Here is an 18,893-nt window from a genome sequence, read left to right on the forward strand (position 1 = left end):
GGATGAAGAATTCATTAGAAGAGGTATTACATTCTGAGAAAGAAGAAAAATCTTTTACGTACCACAAAAAGTCAGGTTATACAGGATTTATATGGGTCATGGTGTTTGTAATGGTGGTAGAGTCAGTGGGAGTTTCATTTCTACTTTATAAATGGAGTGCAATCTTACACTGGGCTCATTTGATTTTATCGATCTCTGTAATACTATTTCTTCTCGTGGATTTACAAGCAGTTACCAAGAATCCCCTCCTGATAAAAAATAATCAAATTTCCTTAAAGATCGGCATTCGACCAAAGGTAGTGCTAAATATAAATGATATTAAAGAATTTAGGAATGGAAATCTCTACTATGATGAGGATAAAAAGAAGAAAGAAGTTCTTGACTTATCATTAATCGGATTAGACCAACCGACATTTGAACTAGTATTAGAAACTCCCATTCATACTAAACCATTGATCGGAAGAAGTAATTCGGTTTCTCGAATCTTCTTTAGTGTGGATGATAAAGAGGAATTTTTAAATTTGATAAGAAAAAGCCGGTAGCTGTGTTAACTTTCCAAAAAAGAAGTATCCGTTTCTTTTGAACGAATACTTCTTTTTCTTATTCAAAATTAGACTAATATAAGTCTTATTGCCCCAATGAGTGCAAAACCTAAGATTAGTGTTTGGAAAACCTTTTGAGGAATGTGTGGGACAACTTTAATTCCAATAAATGCACCTATTAAAATAGTAGGAATTAACCACAAATTAAACGTGATAGAATCATAGGTTATTAACCCTAATGAAATATAAAATGGTACTTTAATTAAGTTAACACACATAAAGAACCAGGCGCCTGTCCCTACAAATTCCTTTTTCGGCAAGCCTTTCATTAATAAATAAACCGCCATTACACCGCCAGCAGCATTTCCGATCATCGTAGTAAAACCTGCTAAGATCCCCATTGAAACAGTGAACCACATAGATTTGGGTAACGCTTGATTAAACTTTTCCCCAAATCTCTCACGACTGATATGCAAGATAATCAGTGCTAACACGATTACACCTATTAAAGGTTTTAACTGATCACTGTTGATTTGATCAAGAACAAAATATCCAAAAATAATCCCCATTAATACCCATGGAATAAGAGAAATCAGATATTTCCAGACTACACTTCTACGATAAAAAATGACTGCAAATAGGTCACCAACAACGAGCATTGGCAAGAGGATTCCTATCGATTGCTTTGCAGGAAACACGTACATTAATATTGTCGCAACCAGTATGCCCATGCTAGATACACCGGTTTTAGTAAAACCAATAAAGACGGTACATAAAATAACAACTAGCCATTCTAGATATGAAAGTTCAAAAATGATGTCCACCCCAATTATTGTTTGATCCTGTACTTATTTTAGTACAGATTAGGTGTAAATTCTATATTTTTGTGCTAGTAATCTTTGCCTTAGATTAAAACGAATGTCTTATTATTTAAGATTTGCAGTATGATTCTTGGGTGCTGTAACTTGAGCTTTTTCCTTTAATAAAATAACGCCAATCAAGCCTATGAGTGAGAAGATGACTGGAGTAATGAAACCGAAATAATATCCATCAGCTATGCTGCCTGTGGCTGTCTGATAATGATCCAATATTTTTCCAAAGATACTTGGCAGCAATACGGCACTTAGAAATCCTCCCGTATTCGCAAACCCGGAGGCGATGCCAGATTCCATGATGGGAAACGATTGCCGAACGGCTGCAAAAGTTAAGGCATTTGCCCCATATGCAAGGCCGATAATGAAGAAAAGCACCATCAGTACGTACAATGGCGGGCTTCCCTTGAATACGAAAAAGGCAGACCAACTCATCAAAAGAATGATATGTACAACAATATATGGCCGTTTAATCATATCCAGCTTACTCGTTATCCAGCCGGATAAAGGAGCACCAATGAGTGCTGCGGAAAGTCCAAGCAAAATGAGTTGACTTGCGTCAGAACGAGTCATTCCATACATTGTCATTCCGTAAGGTACAGCCCATGAACCGATAAAACCTACAAACGTTCCCACAATCCCAAAGTGACACAGGAATAAAGCCCAGGCTTGCCGATTCGTAAATATTCTTCTAAGTAAAACCTTTGTTTTTTCACGTTGTTTTTCATTCTTTATAAATAGCGATTGTTTTGGTTTTTTGACGAGTACAAAATAAAGGTAAATGCCGCAAAAAAAGATCAATAATCCTGCTGAAAAAAATGCTGTTCTCCATCCATGGAGATCAATCCATAAAGAGAAAGGGACCGTAGCCAGAAGAAAACCAAGACTGCCCGTCATGGCCGTTACTCCGATTAATCGAGTAAATTCCTTTACACTAAACCAATGTCCCAAAATTAACACTAAATTAACCCAAATGGTTGCATCTCCTAACCCAGTCATGATTCTGGCAAAAAAGAGAATATATTCATGGGTGCCGAGACTGTAAATCATTGTCCCTAATCCGGTTAGAATGGCACCGATAATGAGAAAAAAATTTGGCCCAAAACGATCAGCCAGCATCCCCATTGGAATTTGCAAACCAGTGTACACAAAGAATTGGATACTTGTCAGTAACCCAATCGTTGTTGCAGTTACATTAAAATCTTTCATCACTTGGTCGGTAATTAATCCGGGTGCGGTTCTTTGACTCGATATTAATAAATAAGTAAATAAGACTGAAGCAAATACTACCCATCTAAACCTGCTATTTTGTTTTTCCAATGATTTATACTCCTGTTAGGTTTTTACCCTATATATATGAATTTCCATTAATGTCAGAACATTGACAATTTCTGAATGATGTTATATATTTATAACATGATGTGAGAAATATATAACATTTTATAAAGGGGGGTAGTTACATGTGTTAGAAACCAAAATTAGAGAATTTAGAGCGAAGAACAATATGAATCAGGAAACATTAGCTAGTTTGGTAGGGGTCAGAAGAGAAACCATTGGTCACCTTGAACGTGGAAATTATAATCCTTCACTTAAATTAGCGTGGGACATAGCCAAAATTTTTAATGTTTCTATCGAAGAACTTTTTAATTACGTAGAGGAGGAATAGGAATGGATGAAAGAAATCAAAAGTTTATTGCCAAGGGGATGGCAAAAACGCTAAGTATAGTCTATCTATATCTTATAGTTTCGTGTATTTGGAAGTATATCAGTACGAAGGATATTACGACTAGTACAATGGAAATTATCTTAATTGTCATGATTCCTGTATCGATTGGATGGTTTGCACGGAAGGATGAAAGTTTAATGATACCCAAAATGGTAACAGGTGAACAAATACCGACAGGATCTGATCACCAATCCAAAAAAAGAAGGAAGAGATTTTATTTTTGGGATTCACTCGGTTTAGCAATTGTGTTTTTAATCCTCAATATGATTGGTATATTGTTTATTGAAAAGGATTGGCAGCATTTGCACTTGTTCCCACAATGGAGTGAACAGATGAACATTCTTGTTACACTCTCCGTGGAATTTCTTATCAGTATTATTGTGTTTTATGGTATCAGTTACGTATGGGATGAATGGAATGTGAAAAGATACAATCGAAAATTAGATGAATTGGAGAATTACGATGAATAAATATGAACAAGAATTAATGAAAGTTACTCCAAAAGATGCAAAAATTTATGAACTTATTCAAGAGGATATCAATAGCTCCAGTGTACAAATCTTTGATTTCCTAGGAGAAGGGATATTGGCGTTTGGAAAAGCGTTAAATCGATTGAAGAAAAGGGATGCATTTTTTTTAGTTATGAACGATGAAAAATCTGAACTAGTCCAAATCCAAAGCAATTTAACAAAATTACAGCAGGATGTAACACGTGCTGTACAAGCAGCCTCAAATAAAAAATCTTTCGAATTTGAAGGGAAGAGATACAAACTTTATCGAAAGATTAGATGAATAATATGTTTTTTTAAAATAAATTGTGACTACAACAAAAAGAGCTAAGTAAATAGATACTTAACTCTTTTTTAGATGGTTTATTTCTTTTTAAATTTACTGCCAGAGCTTTTTGAACGAAGTTTTGACATCATATTATCTACTTTTTGTTGTTCAGAAAGGGTAGTCTCCTTATCCAATATTATTGAAGTAATCGAATCATTTTCGATGGTAAGGTCGAAATATGTGTTTTCTACGCTTCCTTCAGGAAGTTCTGACGCCGGAATAATAAATTCCTTTTTGATTTCGTCCACTAAAATGACCGCGAATCGATGATCTTCGATTCTGTCTAAATAACCTTTCATTTTCTAGCCCCCTATGCATGCAAGTCCTTGGGATTTAATTTCTGCAATTCTTGCTGGCCCAATTCCGCTAATTTGTCCTAAATCGTCAACCGACCTAAAAGGTCGTAAGTTAATTAACTCGTTCGCCCGTGCGGGACCTATATGAATGATTTCTTGCAGTTTCTCAATCGTTGCCGTATTGACGTCAATACATTGACCAACAATCGGCTGCATTTCTTCCATCTTCGCTGGATCTTTTGGTGTATTTCCGCTGCTAGATGGGGTAATGGTTCCATCTTTTTTGGTTAAAACCTTATAGTCTTTTCCATCGGTTGTCACCAAAATTGTCCCATGAACATCCGTTCCATAAAGCTCGATGTTAGAATTCTTAACGAGATTAACCACTTCTTCATGAGGATGACCATAAGAATTGTCTTTTCCAGCGCTGTAAATAGCAACAGCCGGATTCACTTTATGTAGAAAAGTCGGATGTGTAGAAGTAGAAGATCCGTGATGACCAAGTTTTAAAATATCTGCTTTTACATCAATGCCGCTTTGAAGCATTTTTAATTCATCATCAGTGGTGGCATCCCCTGTAAAAACAAAGACTACCTCACCATAGGTTACTTTTAATGAAATTGATTCCTCATTATCATGTTCACTGATTGTTTTGGGATATAAAACATCCATCTTCAGTGGTCCAATTTCAAATTCTTCCCCCATTCTAGGTTCATGATAGTCAACTTGTTTGGAATCAATAGCAGTTAAAAGCCGTTGGAAGGTTTGTGAAGGATTCGTGTTCCCTGATAACCAAACCTCGCCCACGTTAAAGGTGTTAATCACTTGATCCATCTGGCCAATATGATCGGCATCAGGATGGGTGCCAATGGCAATATCAATCTGTGATACATGTTGCGATTTAAGGTAATTTACCACTTCATCTCCTTTCCAATTACCTGCATCAATAAGAATTGCGAAGTCCTCACCATCTTCTGAAAATTGAAGTAATGTAGAATCACCTTGGCCAACATCAATGTAATGGACCTTTAGCTCTGATAAGTCAGTGGGAGTGGCTTTGTTTTCTACATTACTCTGAGCTTCTTCTTTCTCCGCTGGAATAGATTTTTCTTCAACTGATTCTTTCCTATCTGAAACATCCGTTTTATTTGGGTTGACAGAATCTTGTCCACATCCACTAATGAGAATCATGGTAATAAACCAAAATAAAGCAAAAAGGTAACGTTTATGCATTCAAATCCCCCTTTTCCTTTCATAGCTTATCACAAATCAGTCATTTTCAGACAATTCTCGGTCTGAGATGAGTTTTAAACTGGTCATTAAGGAGAAGGAAGATTACTATTAGTTTAAGGCTAATCTAAGGAAGGAAGATAATGATGATGAAACGGAATAAGGTTCGTTGGGGGATTATTGGCTGCGGTGATGTGACGGAAGTAAAAAGCGGTCCTGCTTTCCAAAAAATTGGCAACTCTGAATTGGTTGCAGTTATGCGGAGGACGGGTGAACTTGCGAAAGACTATGCGGAACGGCATCATGTTCCAAAATGGTACGACAATGGAGATGAACTGATTCATGACCCTGAAGTAGACGCTGTCTATATCGCGACACCTCCAGGTTCACATAAAGAATATACCATCAAGGCAGCACAGGCAGGGAAAATTGTTTATGTAGAAAAGCCCATGGCTCTTAATTTCTCTGAATGTCAGGAGATGATCGCTGCCTGTGAAAAAGCTGGTGTTCCCTTATATGTTGCCTACTACCGCAGGGCACATGAGAAATTTTTAAAAATAAAAGAGCTGTTGGAAAATGAGGCAATTGGTGATGTACGGTTCGTATCTACAACCCAGTACCAAAAAGCTACCGATGATGTTTTGGATTCTCAAAATCTTCCCTGGAGAGTTCAACCCGAATTAGCTGGTGGAGGACTGTTTTTTGATTTAGCCAGCCATACACTTGATATAGTAGATTTTTTACTAGGACCTATCAAGTCTGTCCAAGGTTTTGCCTCGAATCAAGCAGGCTATTATCGGGCCGAAGACATTGTAACAGGTACATATCAGTTTGAATCAGGAGTCCACGGCGTGGGAAATTGGTGTTTTAGTGCTTTTGAGAATGTGGATGTAAATGAAATTGTCGGAAGTAAAGGGAAAATTACCTTTTCGACTTTTGGAAATGACCCTGTTGTATTAAAGAATGAGGCGGGAACAGAGGAATTTAGTTTCGAACCGCCAAAACATGTCCATCAACCTCTAATAGAAACGGTTGTGGCTGAATTAACAACGGGTAACGGAAAGTGTCCAAGCGAGGGTGAATCAGGGGCAAGAACAAATTGGGTTATGGGGGAAATGGTGAAGAATTATTATAAGGATATCTAACTTATAATGGGTCGGGGAGTGACCCTAAATTGTTTTTGGAAAGGGTGTCGGTCACTCAAGCGGGAGGTGCAAATCATTTACATCCGCCCTCCTAAACCTATATCATAGATAGAGGCTTTTGGAAGATTGTGTTTGAAGGGGGAACCGCAAAAATATGTTCTATCTGCTTGCCTTTTTGGGTGTATTCGTAATAGCCATCATTATTTTCGTTCGCTTGCATCCAACGTTTGGAAGAACACCTAGTAAAACCCAACAACAGACCTACAGTAACTTCGTGAATTTCAAGAATGGGAAATTTGTGAATCAACATCCAACAGATATGAAAATGAGTGTCTCAACCGTTTTGTCATTATTGAAGGACGCTCTAATTGGAAAAAAAGATCGTAAACCAAATAATCCGATTCCCATTTCAATCGATTGGAACAGTATTCGAAGTGAGAAAGACAGTTTGACTTGGTTTGGGCATTCGACCTTCTTCCTTCATTTAGATAACAAAAAAATATTAATTGATCCAATGTTCGGTCCGTCCCCGTCTCCAGTTACACTAGTGGGAAGCAAGAGGTATAGTAATGATTTGTTATATGCAATTAACGAGCTGCCCCTCATCGATGCTGTTTTCATCACGCATGACCATTACGATCATTTAGACTATACTTCCATTCTAAGATTAAAAGAGAAAGCTGGTCATTTTTTTGTTCCAATCGGCCTCGGAGCACATTTACAGAAGTGGGGAGTAGCGACCGAGAAAATTACTGAATTAAATTGGTGGGATGAAATGGAATGGCAAGGATTAAAAGTCGCTGCTGTTCCTTCACAGCATTTTTCAGGCAGAGGAATGTTCAATCGAGATTCTACCCTTTGGATGGGCTGGGTAATTTTAGGGGAAAAGTACAGATTATATACCAGTGGTGATGGCGGGTATGGTCCACATTTTAAAAAGATTGGAGAAAAATACGGTCCTTTCGATCTTACCTTAATAGAAGGTGGGCAATATGATGAACGATGGGCCGCTATTCATATGAAACCAGAAGATTCCATCCAGGCTCACCTCGATGTAAAAGGTAAAAACATGATGCTGAGTCACTGGGGTGCGTTTACACTGGCATACCATTCATGGACAGACCCTGTAGAAAGAGCATTAAAAAAGGCTAAGGAAAAAGAAGTTAACATAATGACTCCCAAAATCGGTGAGACAGTCCTTCTGAATGGAACTCTCCCAACACCCGTACCTTGGTGGAAATAAGTAAGTATTAATAAATCGTTGAATGTGAAATGGCTTTTGTGGAAAACTTTAGGAGTATAAATAGGTAGGGAAATTATTTTAAATATGAGGTGTAGATATGAAATTGGAAGTAACGAAAGAGGCTGCGGCTTGGTATATATCTGAGATGAATTTAAAATCAGGTGATTATGTACAGTTTGTTGTAAAAATTTATGGCGGAATACCGACGCCTCATAAATCCTATTATTTAGGATTATCAGTAGGAAAAGAAGGTACAATTGCGATTAAGGATGAAGTGGAAGGAATCACATTTTACTTTGATGATCGTGATGCTTGGTTTTTAGAGAATTATGATTTAGCAGTTGTACGGAAAGACGACGATGTAGATTATATCTTCACATAGGACCGTTTATTCTACCGATACATAGACTTTGAAAAAGAGACCAAACTAAAATCATGGATGCCGATATAAATACAAAATCCTCTACGAAATCCATCTTAGTTGGCATCCTATAATAATCTCTAACAACCTTCAGGGGCGGTGAAAAAATGTCTAAAAATAAGAATGATGAATTAAGATATAATAAGGCTATGCCTAAATCAGATGCAGAATTTGCTCAAGACGGACTTGAAAAAGTGGCATTAAAAGCACAAGAGGGAAATAAAAAGAAAAAGTAGATTGGTTATCAACATGTGAATGAGATCGCTGCGGCGGTCTTTTTGTTTTTGAGTACATTCTTTTTATTCGTTATGCTCATCATACCTGATGGTTCCCCTGAATAAATTGTTAAAAGAAATAGGACATAAGTAATGAACGGTTTTGCTTACTCAGACGTAATATTTCTAGTTATCAATAAGGTAAGATAAATAACGAATAAGGGACGATGAGAATGACGAGTAAAGAGTTGGAAGTGACGATACAAGGACAATATCCGCTAGCAGCTGCCTTAACACTCCCGAACGGAAAAGATGAAAAATTTCCTTTAGTTGTAATGGTTCATGGAAGTGGACCGATAGATCGAGATTCGAATGCTAAAGGAATGCCTATGAACATTTTTAAGGAATTAACAGATCTAGTTGTTGCAGAAGGATTTGCCAGTATCCGGTATGATAAAAGGGGTGTAGGGGCTAGTAAGGGAGATTATTATGAAATGGGTGTGTACGATTTAATCGATGACGCTAGGGCGGTATTAGAGTTTGCAAAAAATCATCCAAAGATAGATTCAGAGAATGTGATTTTACTTGGACACAGCGAAGGATGTATTATCGCGCCATACGTATATGAGCAAGTTCCAGTTCATGCAATGATTCTTCTTGCAGGCACAGCTGAGCCATTACCAGAAACAACGGAGTGGCAACGTGAAGAAATAATGAAGGATTTACGATCTGTAAAAGGATTTCAAGGTTGGTTACTTCGATTATTAAAAGTAGAGAAAAAAATAACAAAAATGAATGACGATTTATTTAAGGCGCTACAAGAATCGGATGATCCTGTTATTAAGTATAAAGGGAAAAAAATCAACGCTAAATGGAATCGAGAAACTGCACATTTTGACGTATCAAAACCGTTACAAAAGGTCACATGTCCTGTGTTGGCGATTACGGGAACAAAGGATGTAAACGTAAAGGTTGGCGATCTAGAAAAGATCAAAGCACTTGTTCAGGGTGAATGTGAAACACATATTATTCAAGATATGACTCATATGCTTCGAAAAACAGATGTGGAATATAGTATGAGCAAAATCATGAATCAAAATAAAAAATCACTTAAACACCCGGTTGACCCTGAACTAAAAGATAAGATAGTTAAATGGTTAAGAAACTGGAAAACGAAGCAGATTAACTCCGATCAAAAGGTAATGCTGGTAAAATAAATTGATTTCCTAAAAATGGGATAGGAAAAGAATAAGGATAAAAACAACTGATCTGTAAAAAATACTCCTGTTAAATACTAAATAGGAGTGTGGGTATGGAACAATCACTATATGAAAAAGTCGGTGGGGAAGAAGCCATTTCAAAAGTGGTCGACTATTTTTACAACGAGTTGGTTTTAAAGGATGATACCGTGAATCACTTTTTTGAAGAAACCGATATGGAGAAACAACGGCGTCATCAGGCAAAATTTATTAGCTTCGCCTTAGGAGGTCCAAATCAATATTCTGGTAAATCTATGGCGAAAGCGCATGAAGGAATGAATCTCCAGCCAGAGCATTTTAATGCGATTGTCAATCATCTCCACGATGCACTTGCACACTTTGGAGTGAATGAATCCGACATAGATACCGCCCTAACGAAAGTAGCGTCACTACGAGAAGATATATTATATCAATAATGGTTTTCTGTTTTTGAATCAAGAAGGAGCTGCCAATCGGAAGATCTCTCTTTTTGGACAACAATCTACCTTTGGGAAACAATAAGCGGGAATGGATGAAAAAACAAAGTGGATGGCCAATTTTCAGATGAAGTGGATGGTTCAAAATGATTCTAGTTGCGTTATTATATAATTGTGAAGAGTTTCTATTAAAATATAAAAGCAATTATATCGGGGTGCAGCATGGAAATCATGATTGGTTTGGTTATTTTGATATTAATTTTTTCGGTGGTTTCAACTTTATTTATTACTGGGAAACCTGATGAAAACTACACGGGAAAGACAAAAAGAAATACTACTAACTTAACTTTAATATATGTCGTAATTATTTCTTTAGGTTTGGTTTCACTAGGGATATATATTTGGTTAATTTAGTTATGAAGGAACGAAAAGACAGCCTAACTGATCTGCCCCGTAAATGTTAGACACCATTCTAACATTTACGGGGTGTTTTTTTATGGCTAAATTTACAGCGGAGGAAAAGATTCAAAGTGTTCTAAGGTATAAGTGTGGGAAAGAATCCATGGGGAAAATAGCGAAAGGCATAGGTGTCCACGAAAGTATTTTCACCGTATGGGTTCGACTTTATGAACATCAAGGAGAAAGTGCCTTTATAAAATCCTATACAAGCTATTCTACGAAGTTTAAAATGGATGTACTTAATTATATAAATGAAATGGGTACATCCTACCGTGAAACAGCTGCTATATTCAATATTTCCTCACCTGAAACTATTCGAAAATGGCAGCTACGGTTTGAACAAGGTGGAATTGGTGCCCTAGAAACAAAGAAAAAGGGGCATCATTCCATGAAAAAAGAATCAAAGAAAACAGAACCAAAGAATAATCCAGTACCCACTGAAGAATCAGTTGATTCATTACAAGCGAAAGTAGAACGTTTAGAAATGGAGATCGCCTACTTAAAAAAGTTGAATGCTTTAGTTCAAATGCAGGAAAAATTACAAACAAAAACAAAGCGCAAGTAATTTTCGAACTAAAGGATAAATATAGGGTAGTGGATTTAGTTGAAGTCGCTGACATTCCACGTGCTACGTATTATTGGTGGGAAAAATGATTATATAAGTCAGATAAGTATAAGAAGGTAAAAGAAGCTTTTAAAGAGATTTTTCATGAACATAAAGGTCGTTATGGGTACCGTCGTATTACGAAAGAGTTAGAAAAAAGAGGGTTTAAACACGATCCAAAAACCATCAATGGTTTAATGAATGAAATCGGTCTAAAATGCTTAGTACGCATGAAGAAATACCGTTCTTATAAAGGAAATGTAGGAAAAATCGCTCCGAACATCTTGGATCGAGATTTCTCTGCCGAGGAAATGAATCAAAAATGGGTAACCGACGTGACAGAATTCCACCTGTTTGGTGAGAAGCGCTACCTCTCTCCTGTACTGGATTTGTGTAACGGGGAAATCATTGCTTATAGTGTTATGAAACGTCCTGTTTATAAATTAGTAGGTGATATGTTAGACCAAGCGATTGAACGTCTTCAGCCAGGAGAACAGGTAATTCTTCATTCAGATCAGGGTTGGCATTATCAAATGAGACAATATCAAAAAACACTAGAACGGCACCAAATTACACAGAGTATGTCCCGAAAAGGAAACTGTTTGGATAATGCAGTCATGGAAAATTTCTTTGGCTTATTAAAGTCAGAACTCCTTTATTTACAAGAATTTGACAGTATAGAGCATTTTGAACAGGAATTAGCTGATTATATTCACTACTACAATCACAAGCGAATGAAGGCAAAATTAAAAGACCTGAGTCCAGTGGAATACCGAACTCAAGTCTTAAAAGTTGCATAAAAATATTTGTCTAACTTTATTGGGTCAGATCAAACTGACTGTCTTTTTTTGTGGTGTTGGTCATGTAGAAACAATCGTAAGTGCCTCCGCAAACCTTTTTATACCTTCCTTTATTTTTTCTTCATTTTCCCGCGCAAAGGTAAAACGGACATAGCCTTTTTCAGTCCCCAACGTTGTCCCCGGAACATAAATAACTCCTCTTTTAATGGATTCCTCAAGTAAATGAATTTCATTAAATTCGTTATTTATTCTGCACCATAAATGAATTCCGCCTTGTGGTATGTAATACTCAACTTGATCCTTTAAAAAAGCGTTCAAACTAGTGATCATTTGATCTCTGCGACTTTCCAATTCCTTTACTAACTTTTTCATATGGGCTTTGAAATCAGTTGATTCTAAAAAATCATTCGCAATCCACTGGGAGTAACTGGCATGCCCAAAGTCGACTTGCTGTTTGGCGTCTGATAATCTCTCAATCACCGCTCTTGGTCCAATAATCCATCCAATCCTCAAACCGGAAGCAACAATTTTGGTCAATGAGCTTATATATAAAACATTCCCATAATCGTCTAATGATTTTAGAGTCCTCATTTTTTCACCTGTAAAAGATGTTAAACTGTAGGGGTCATCTTCCACCACCGGTATCCCATATTCAGAAGATAATTCAAGGATTTTTTTTCTACGTTCTAAAGACAGTAGAGTGCCGGTTGGATTTTGAAAAATAGGATTCAAAAAAATCATCCGAATTCTATGTTTTTTATATAATTCCGTTATATCATCAGGATTCATTCCGTCCTTATCGGATTTCAAATAATAGGTTTTGATGCCTGTTGATTTAAAAATCGGCAGATTGAAGTGATAGGATGGATTTTCAATGGCCACAGCGTCACCAGGCTTTAACAAACATTGAACAACGAGATGTAAAGCTTGCTGAGCCCCAGAGGTAATTAATATATTCGCTGGATTCGTCTCTATCCCACGAAACTGGTAAACATGGTTCGCAAGGGTTTCACGAAAAATCGCACTTCCTTGTGGATGATCATACCCCAAGTTCCCCATAAACGATCGGGTTGAAGTAATTTCTCGTAGTGAGGTCATGGGAAAAAGATCCTGCGAGAGCTCCCCGCTAGCTAAATTTATTAGTTTTTGCTCTGCCATTTCTTTATGGATTCTTTGCGTAACAGGTAAATTTGGAAGAAACGAACCCGCCTCAATATACCGATTCCAACTCGGAATACGTTTCTTGGCAATCCCCCAGATATCCTTGCTAACGGTTGTTCCACTGCCTCTATTTCGATCGATAAGTCCGTTTCCTTCCAATTCGTTATAGGCGGCAATAACTGTACTTCTGTTTACTCCAAGCTCTTTTGCCAAACCTCTCTCAGAAGGTAAAGGTTTATCATGCGGAAAACTTCCGTCACCAATCCCATTCTCAATATATAGTGCTAGTTGTTTATAAATCGGTGTTTTAGATTCTCTATCCAGTTTCCAATCCATTTGCTACATCCTTTAGTAAAAGTAAGTCTCTTCCTACTATTGTATACTTTTTCCCATATTAATTCATGGCAGATGGTTGGTGAAATAGTCCATGATTATGTATCGATTCTATTTTATTTTAAACGCTAATCCATTTGTCTCTAATGCAGACCTAAGTTTTGGTAATGAAGCTGGACCCATACCGTGAAACTTCAGAATTTCTTTTTCACTAAAGTTTGCTAGTTGTTGCAAAGTGAGAATCCCATTGCTTTCCAATGCTCTTCTAGCTGGTGCAGAGAGAGTCGAAAGAAAGCCGCTCTCAGGTTTTCGTTCTTGCTCACAAGTCGGGCAGGTTGGACAATCGCTGCTCTTATAATATTGGTGTCCTTTGTCACAAATCCTTAAAGTTTTATTTGAAGTTGTCAAATGCAATGTCTCCTTTTCACAATCATTAATCTTATTTTTATAATAGCACTATTATATCCGGTATACCTTCAATTAAGAATTGGTGTAAGAAATGAAAAGAATATTTTTATATTAAATTTTTTAGTTAATATTCAGTTTACATGAACATGATATCTTTTGTTTATTAAGAAAATCAGAGGTGAATATAATGCAAAAATATATGGCTAAGAATCATTTGCGTTATTTAAAGGGATTTAGGTGGGTGGTTGTTATTTTAAGTGCGGTCTTGGTTCTCGGAGGGATACTTTCATTAGTGGGAATGTTACCAACCAGAATATGGAGGGGCTTAGATCTTTTTCTAACTAAAATGACGCAAATTTTTGGATTTGCAGCCGTGTTCCTAATTCTTTTTAGAATGATATGGATGTTGATGAAGAAGAGTAAAGTTCCAAATGTTCGCTGGATATTTTCCATATGGCAGTTTATAAAAAAAAGGCATGTTCTATTTGGGTGGATTGTTGCGGCTGCAGGAACTGCACATAGTCTATACTTTCTAATTTTTATCCCAAATGACATGAATGGGGTTTACAGCGGGTTGATAGCTTTCACTGTTATGATTGTCATGGTAATTTTCGGCTATAAATTAAATCTAAAAGAACGGACACACAGGAGTGTCAGAGTTTTACATACCTTTTTAGGAATTGCCTTTATGATTGGACTACTCTATCATATGGCAGATCTACACTAGTGCTAATGGGACATTACAAAGATTCTTAATCTAGGATATTAAAATGGTGTTTCAGGAGTTCGAAAAAAAGGACTTTAAATATATTTGATTTTTCATGAAAAATGAAAGGTAGGTAGATTATGAAATTACTAGAAATAAAACAATTAAATAAATCATATACACTTGCTGGAAAAGAAAAGGTACCTGTACTCCGGGATGTAAATATAAGCTTTGAAAGCGGTGAGTTTGTTTCCATTTTAGGAGAGTCAGGTTCGGGGAAATCGACATTAATAAACATTATCGGTGGAATGGACTCTGATTTTCAGGGAGATGTATTCATACTTGGAAAATCGCTGAAATCGATGAAGGAAACGGAAATTGATGCCTACAGAAAAGAGAAGATTGGCTTCATTTTTCAAAGTTTTAACTTAATCCCTCATTTATCCGTACTTGAAAATGTAAAGATTTCGATGCAAATGGTGAATAAGAGTGAAAACCAAAGGACACAGCGGGCCATGGAGATTTTGGAAGAAGTAGGTTTGAAGGATCATGTGAAAAAGCGTCCAAATCAACTTTCGGGAGGCCAAAAACAACGTGTAGCCATCGCAAGAGCGTTAGCCAATGATCCAGATATTATTTTAGCTGATGAGCCTACCGGCGCCTTAGATCAAGAAACAAGCGAACAAATCCTGCAATTACTTGACTCGATTGCAAAAAAAGGCGTGCTGATTATTACAGTTACACATTCGCAAAGAGTTGCTGCCTACGGAAGTCGAATTGTAACCGTTGAGGATGGATGTATTAAAGAAGATCACTCAGTAAAAGAGCGTTATACTGCCATTAAGGAAGCGACACAGAAAAAAGGAAAAAGTTTAAGTTTATTGTCTTCTTTTAAGCTGGCCCTCAGAAATATACAACTAAAAGCGAAACGAAATATCCTCGTTGCTTTAGGGGGATCTATTGGAATTTTGAGTGTAATTCTCATGTTATCTTTAGGAAATGGTGTAACAGGTTATATAAATAATGAAATCAACTCTAGCCTAAATCCATTACTTGTTGACGTGGTAAAAACATCTGAAATTTCAGAAGGGCAACAGACGAATGGACCTGGACAGGGGATGCCAGGTGATCCCGTGCGGCAAATGGGAGGCGAGCCATTTACAGAAGAAGATATCACCAAAATTAGTGGATTGGAAAATGTTGAAAGAGTAGAAAAAGTAACAACAATTAATGGAAAAAGCAATGTTGTGTACACTGAAAACAATTATGAGCTTTCATCCTTGGGAACGATAAATGATACGATTAAGTCGGATGATGTTGAAAAAGGATCTCTTCCATCTAATAATGAGGTGCTGGTTACAAAGTCTTTTGCGCAAAGCATAACGAGTGAAGAAACATATGAGTCCCTTGTCGGGGAATCGATTAAACTGTTTGTGAATGAAATGGGTGAGGATAACCAACCGGTCACGCTTGAAAAAGAATTGGTCGTATCGGGAATATATGCACAGGAAGATATGGGACCAATAGAAGGAGCAAGGGCTTATGTTACGTATGAAACCCTTGAAGAAGCGTACACCCAGTATAATTTACAATTGCAGCCTGTCCAGCTAAATGCATACGCGGCAGCACAAGAATATGTAAAGGAAATTAAAGCGAAAGTGGAAGACGCTGGCTTTGTGAGCTCTCCAATCGCCACGATTATGGAGCAAGTAACAACATACTTAAATATAGCTACCTATCTTTTAGCGGGAATTGCTGGTATCTCCCTGCTTGTATCCGGGATAATGATTTTAGTGGTCCTATATATTAGTGTTGTGGAACGGACCAGAGAAATTGGGATTTTACGTGCAATTGGCGCGAGAAAGAAAGATATCAGACGCATATTCTTTTCAGAGTCAGCTTTATTGGGCATATTCAGCGGTGTGATTGCAGTTGCAGCTGCTATAGTTATTAGCGGTGTTGTTAACAATTTACTATTCGACAGCTTTGGTGCTGAACTGATTCAGCTTACTCCAGAATACATGCTGTTTGGCATTGGAGTCAGCACTCTGATTAGTGTGATTGCTGGGCTGCTTCCTTCAACTAAGGCTGCTAAATTAGATCCAATGGAATCGTTGAGATACGAATAGTGTTATCTTAAATGCTATGATTAAAAATAAACATGAAGGATGACCGGAGGGTAGGGTATGAATAAGATTTTAGTCGTGGATGATGACCCGCATATTCGGAAACTGATTAGGCTGTATCTTGAAAATAATCAATACTCCGTGGTGGAAGCCGAGGATGGACAAGAAGCATTAGATTATATATCACATTCAAAGGTAGATTTAATGATTATCGATGTCATGATGCCACGTGTAGACGGTATTGAATTGACAGAGGATATTCGAGGGTATTTGGATATTCCAATTTTAATGGTAACAGCTAAAGGAGAGTCGAAGGATAAAGTTAAAGGTTTTCAAGCAGGTACGGATGATTATTTGGTGAAGCCCTTTGACCCAATAGAGCTTGTACTAAGGGTTAAATCCTTATTAAAACGCTATAATATTTCAGGGGCAAATGCAATTGAAATGAGTAACGTGAAAATAGATATGGAGACATTGACGGTCTCTTCAAATAAAGAAACGGTATGGCTAAAAAAGAAAGAGTGTGAACTGCTATTTATGCTGGCTAGTTCACCTGGAAAGGTTCTTACTCGAACACAATTGATTGAAAACATATGGGGAATGGATTATGAAGGGGAAGAACGGACTGTGGATGTTCATATAAATCGACTGCGTCAACGAATAGAGCCTTTCCCAACGTTGACAATTAACACTATTCGGGGACTTGGATATCGGTTGGAGGAAACATAGGGTGTTAAAAAAAAGCCTGCGCCTTCAAATTGTTGCTACATTCATTATCATCGTACTTATTAGCCTTTTCCTATCTTTTGGTATTACCCGCTTGATTGCAGAGAAAGAAGTCACGATTGATGATCCGTTTTTGATGATTGCGAGTGACACAGTTTCGCTCCTTGCATTAATTGAGCCGGAAAGACGTGAACAAATATTGAGTATTTTATCTCACTATAGTATACATGGCGAAATTATAAAGGAAGGAAATGTACTCCCTTTTTCCTTAACAGAAGAGGAGGCAGCACCTCTATTACAATCTGAATCATCTGAGCCAATCTTTTTAAATCGGAAGCATGGTCCTGTACGATTCATTGGAGTACCAAACATTGATAGCAATGGAAGCTCTTTGATCGTAAAGGTTGATTTTACCTACTTCTCTGAAGTTATTCAACATATCTTGTTCATTGGTCTTTTTATGGTATTAGTGATTGGAAGTTTGTTTATCCTATTATCCTCTAACTATATTGTTAAACCGGTGATAAAACTTTCAAACGCAGCGAAGGAAATGGCAACAGGAAATTTATCCTTTCGCCTTAAACATAAAAGGAAAGATGAACTTGGAGAATTGATGAACAATTTTAATTATATGGCAAGCGAACTTCAGAAAACAGATAAAATGCGAGACGATTTTGTAAGCAATGTTTCTCATGAAATTCAGTCGCCGATCACATCCATTCGAGGTTTTACAAAAGCGATAAGAGACGGTGTCATTCCACTGGATCATCAAACAGAGTATCTTGATATTATTTATAATGAAACATTAAGACTATCAAAGCTTAGTGATAATTTACTTCGGCTGGCTTCACTAGATTCCGAAAACCATCCTTTTCATCCGGTTGAGTATCGGTTAGATGAACAACTGCGAAGAGTAATACTTGTATTTGAACCACAATGGACTGAAAAAAAACTTGCTGTTGAACTTAATCTCCTAGCTTGTAAAGTAAAAGCAGACAGTGATCTTTTAGAACAGGTATGGCAGAATTTGATAGCGAATGCTATTAAATACTCCAATCGTAATGGTAAGATTGAAGTCAAAATGGAGATTTTTGATCATGATGTTCATGTTCATATAAAAGATACGGGGAGAGGAATTCCAGAAGAAGAACTTTCCAACATTTTTGACCGGTTTTATATGGTGGATAAGGCAAGAAGCCGTTCAGGAGGAGGCAGCGGACTAGGATTGTCAATTGTGAAAAAGATCATATACCTGCATGACTTTAAAGTAAAAGTAAAAAGTGAGCAAGGAAAAGGAACCTGTATTTCCATTTCCATTCCCCTTTTAGAAAGTATAAACAATACATATGTTTAAACGGTTCCCTCCAT

General features: G+C 37.1%; 21 protein-coding genes and 1 pseudogene. 16 read left to right on the forward strand and 6 right to left on the reverse strand.

All coding sequences use genetic code 11. The features are described from left to right. Positions 1–2 precede the first annotated feature (2 nt). Entirely contained in the window at positions 3–542 is a 540-nt protein-coding gene (locus AC2TFD_RS12275; protein WP_484675752.1) for a hypothetical protein, read from the forward strand. A gap of 68 nt (positions 543–610) precedes the next feature. On the opposite strand, the gene AC2TFD_RS12280 is transcribed toward AC2TFD_RS12275, so the two are convergent. Both AC2TFD_RS12280 and AC2TFD_RS12285 read right to left on the reverse strand, forming a co-directional pair. Further along, positions 611–1,366: a sulfite exporter TauE/SafE family protein gene (locus AC2TFD_RS12280; RefSeq protein WP_484675753.1), complete on the reverse strand. Its 756-nt coding sequence runs from the start codon at positions 1,364–1,366 to the stop codon at positions 611–613. Positions 1,367–1,468: 102 nt separating this feature from the next. Further along, positions 1,469–2,734, reverse strand: a complete 1,266-nt coding sequence (locus AC2TFD_RS12285; protein WP_484675754.1) for an MFS transporter — start codon at positions 2,732–2,734, stop codon at positions 1,469–1,471. Positions 2,735–2,876: 142 nt separating this feature from the next. Between AC2TFD_RS12285 and AC2TFD_RS12290 the strand changes: the two genes are divergently transcribed. Genes AC2TFD_RS12290 through AC2TFD_RS12300 form a run of 3 tightly spaced genes read left to right on the forward strand, consistent with a single transcriptional unit; the run spans position 2,877 to position 3,932 of the window. Beyond that, positions 2,877–3,080, forward strand: a complete 204-nt coding sequence (locus tag AC2TFD_RS12290) for a helix-turn-helix transcriptional regulator (protein ID WP_484675755.1) — start codon at positions 2,877–2,879, stop codon at positions 3,078–3,080. 2 nt (positions 3,081–3,082) lie between these two features. Next, entirely contained in the window at positions 3,083–3,610 is a 528-nt protein-coding gene (locus AC2TFD_RS12295; RefSeq protein WP_484675756.1) for a hypothetical protein, read from the forward strand. Then, entirely contained in the window at positions 3,603–3,932 is a 330-nt protein-coding gene (locus AC2TFD_RS12300) for a hypothetical protein (RefSeq protein ID WP_484675757.1), read from the forward strand. Before AC2TFD_RS12295 ends, AC2TFD_RS12300 begins: the two co-directional genes overlap by 8 nt. Before the next feature lie 80 nt (positions 3,933–4,012). Here AC2TFD_RS12300 and AC2TFD_RS12305 read toward each other — a convergent pair whose 3' ends face one another. Together AC2TFD_RS12305 and AC2TFD_RS12310 are read right to left on the reverse strand one after the other, a co-directional pair. Then, positions 4,013–4,276: a DUF3006 domain-containing protein gene (locus AC2TFD_RS12305; RefSeq protein ID WP_484675758.1), complete on the reverse strand. Its 264-nt coding sequence runs from the start codon at positions 4,274–4,276 to the stop codon at positions 4,013–4,015. A gap of 3 nt (positions 4,277–4,279) precedes the next feature. After that, complete coding sequence (locus tag AC2TFD_RS12310) at positions 4,280–5,506, reverse strand: MBL fold metallo-hydrolase (RefSeq protein WP_484675759.1); 1,227 nt, start codon at positions 5,504–5,506, stop codon at positions 4,280–4,282. A gap of 146 nt (positions 5,507–5,652) precedes the next feature. Between AC2TFD_RS12310 and AC2TFD_RS12315 the strand changes: the two genes are divergently transcribed. The 8 genes and pseudogenes from AC2TFD_RS12315 to AC2TFD_RS12350 all read left to right on the forward strand — a co-directional run bounded on the left by AC2TFD_RS12315 (position 5,653) and on the right by AC2TFD_RS12350 (position 12,065). Next, positions 5,653–6,648, forward strand: coding sequence for a Gfo/Idh/MocA family protein (locus AC2TFD_RS12315; protein ID WP_484676303.1), 996 nt, complete (start codon positions 5,653–5,655; stop codon positions 6,646–6,648). 154 nt (positions 6,649–6,802) lie between these two features. Further along, complete coding sequence (locus AC2TFD_RS12320) at positions 6,803–7,891, forward strand: MBL fold metallo-hydrolase (protein WP_484675760.1); 1,089 nt, start codon at positions 6,803–6,805, stop codon at positions 7,889–7,891. 97 nt (positions 7,892–7,988) lie between these two features. Next, on the forward strand, positions 7,989–8,273 hold the full coding sequence (locus tag AC2TFD_RS12325; RefSeq protein ID WP_335567664.1) for a HesB/YadR/YfhF family protein: 285 nt from the start codon (positions 7,989–7,991) through the stop codon (positions 8,271–8,273). Positions 8,274–8,419: 146 nt separating this feature from the next. After that, positions 8,420–8,548 carry a hypothetical protein gene (locus AC2TFD_RS12330; RefSeq protein WP_335567662.1) on the forward strand — a complete coding sequence of 43 codons (129 nt, stop codon included), beginning with the start codon at positions 8,420–8,422 and terminating at the stop codon, positions 8,546–8,548. Between the two features lie 212 nt (positions 8,549–8,760). Then, complete coding sequence (locus AC2TFD_RS12335) at positions 8,761–9,744, forward strand: alpha/beta hydrolase family protein (protein ID WP_484675761.1); 984 nt, start codon at positions 8,761–8,763, stop codon at positions 9,742–9,744. 95 nt (positions 9,745–9,839) lie between these two features. Beyond that, positions 9,840–10,202, forward strand: coding sequence for a group I truncated hemoglobin (locus AC2TFD_RS12340; protein ID WP_484675762.1), 363 nt, complete (start codon positions 9,840–9,842; stop codon positions 10,200–10,202). Positions 10,203–10,348: 146 nt separating this feature from the next. Further along, entirely contained in the window at positions 10,349–10,504 is a 156-nt protein-coding gene (locus AC2TFD_RS12345) for a hypothetical protein (protein WP_484675763.1), read from the forward strand. Positions 10,505–10,698: 194 nt separating this feature from the next. Further along, positions 10,699–12,065, forward strand: a pseudogene (locus AC2TFD_RS12350) (IS3 family transposase). A 60-nt stretch (positions 12,066–12,125) separates the two neighbouring features. On the opposite strand, the gene pdxR reads toward AC2TFD_RS12350, so the two are convergent. After that, on the reverse strand, positions 12,126–13,562 hold the full coding sequence (gene pdxR, locus AC2TFD_RS12355; RefSeq protein ID WP_484675764.1) for a MocR-like pyridoxine biosynthesis transcription factor PdxR: 1,437 nt from the start codon (positions 13,560–13,562) through the stop codon (positions 12,126–12,128). A gap of 108 nt (positions 13,563–13,670) precedes the next feature. Then, positions 13,671–13,967 carry an RNA polymerase alpha subunit C-terminal domain-containing protein gene (locus AC2TFD_RS12360; RefSeq protein ID WP_484675765.1) on the reverse strand — a complete coding sequence of 99 codons (297 nt, stop codon included), beginning with the start codon at positions 13,965–13,967 and terminating at the stop codon, positions 13,671–13,673. A 187-nt stretch (positions 13,968–14,154) separates the two neighbouring features. Between AC2TFD_RS12360 and AC2TFD_RS12365 the strand changes: the two genes are divergently transcribed. From AC2TFD_RS12365 to AC2TFD_RS12380, 4 genes are all read left to right on the forward strand, one after another. Next, positions 14,155–14,694 (forward strand): hypothetical protein, encoded by a 540-nt coding sequence (locus AC2TFD_RS12365; protein WP_484675766.1) that lies wholly within the window; start codon positions 14,155–14,157, stop codon positions 14,692–14,694. A gap of 119 nt (positions 14,695–14,813) precedes the next feature. Then, positions 14,814–16,802 carry an ABC transporter ATP-binding protein/permease gene (locus AC2TFD_RS12370; RefSeq protein WP_484675767.1) on the forward strand — a complete coding sequence of 663 codons (1,989 nt, stop codon included), beginning with the start codon at positions 14,814–14,816 and terminating at the stop codon, positions 16,800–16,802. A gap of 57 nt (positions 16,803–16,859) precedes the next feature. Next, complete coding sequence (locus AC2TFD_RS12375; RefSeq protein ID WP_484675768.1) at positions 16,860–17,528, forward strand: response regulator transcription factor; 669 nt, start codon at positions 16,860–16,862, stop codon at positions 17,526–17,528. Position 17,529: 1 nt separating this feature from the next. Continuing rightward, positions 17,530–18,879, forward strand: coding sequence for an ATP-binding protein (locus tag AC2TFD_RS12380; RefSeq protein ID WP_484675769.1), 1,350 nt, complete (start codon positions 17,530–17,532; stop codon positions 18,877–18,879). Positions 18,880–18,893 lie beyond the last annotated feature (14 nt).

It is taken from the genome of Neobacillus sp. plas4, assembly GCF_057221695.1.

Bases quoted from the DNA above. Each gene is read 5' to 3' on its own strand.
- AC2TFD_RS12275 (WP_484675752.1), top strand. From the start codon at position 3: ATGAAGAATTCATTAGAAGAGGTATTACATTCTGAGAAAGAAGAAAAA.
- AC2TFD_RS12295 (WP_484675756.1), top strand. From the start codon at position 3,083: ATGGATGAAAGAAATCAAAAGTTTATTGCCAAGGGGATGGCAAAAACG.
- AC2TFD_RS12300 (WP_484675757.1), top strand. From the start codon at position 3,603: ATGAATAAATATGAACAAGAATTAATGAAAGTTACTCCAAAAGATGCA.
- AC2TFD_RS12305 (WP_484675758.1), bottom strand. From the start codon at position 4,276: ATGAAAGGTTATTTAGACAGAATCGAAGATCATCGATTCGCGGTCATT.
- AC2TFD_RS12310 (WP_484675759.1), bottom strand. From the start codon at position 5,506: ATGCATAAACGTTACCTTTTTGCTTTATTTTGGTTTATTACCATGATT.
- AC2TFD_RS12315 (WP_484676303.1), top strand. From the start codon at position 5,653: ATGAAACGGAATAAGGTTCGTTGGGGGATTATTGGCTGCGGTGATGTG.
- AC2TFD_RS12320 (WP_484675760.1), top strand. From the start codon at position 6,803: ATGTTCTATCTGCTTGCCTTTTTGGGTGTATTCGTAATAGCCATCATT.
- AC2TFD_RS12325 (WP_335567664.1), top strand. From the start codon at position 7,989: ATGAAATTGGAAGTAACGAAAGAGGCTGCGGCTTGGTATATATCTGAG.
- AC2TFD_RS12330 (WP_335567662.1), top strand. From the start codon at position 8,420: ATGTCTAAAAATAAGAATGATGAATTAAGATATAATAAGGCTATGCCT.
- AC2TFD_RS12335 (WP_484675761.1), top strand. From the start codon at position 8,761: ATGACGAGTAAAGAGTTGGAAGTGACGATACAAGGACAATATCCGCTA.
- AC2TFD_RS12340 (WP_484675762.1), top strand. From the start codon at position 9,840: ATGGAACAATCACTATATGAAAAAGTCGGTGGGGAAGAAGCCATTTCA.
- AC2TFD_RS12345 (WP_484675763.1), top strand. From the start codon at position 10,349: ATGATTCTAGTTGCGTTATTATATAATTGTGAAGAGTTTCTATTAAAA.
- pdxR (WP_484675764.1), bottom strand. From the start codon at position 13,562: ATGGATTGGAAACTGGATAGAGAATCTAAAACACCGATTTATAAACAA.
- AC2TFD_RS12365 (WP_484675766.1), top strand. From the start codon at position 14,155: ATGCAAAAATATATGGCTAAGAATCATTTGCGTTATTTAAAGGGATTT.
- AC2TFD_RS12370 (WP_484675767.1), top strand. From the start codon at position 14,814: ATGAAATTACTAGAAATAAAACAATTAAATAAATCATATACACTTGCT.
- AC2TFD_RS12375 (WP_484675768.1), top strand. From the start codon at position 16,860: ATGAATAAGATTTTAGTCGTGGATGATGACCCGCATATTCGGAAACTG.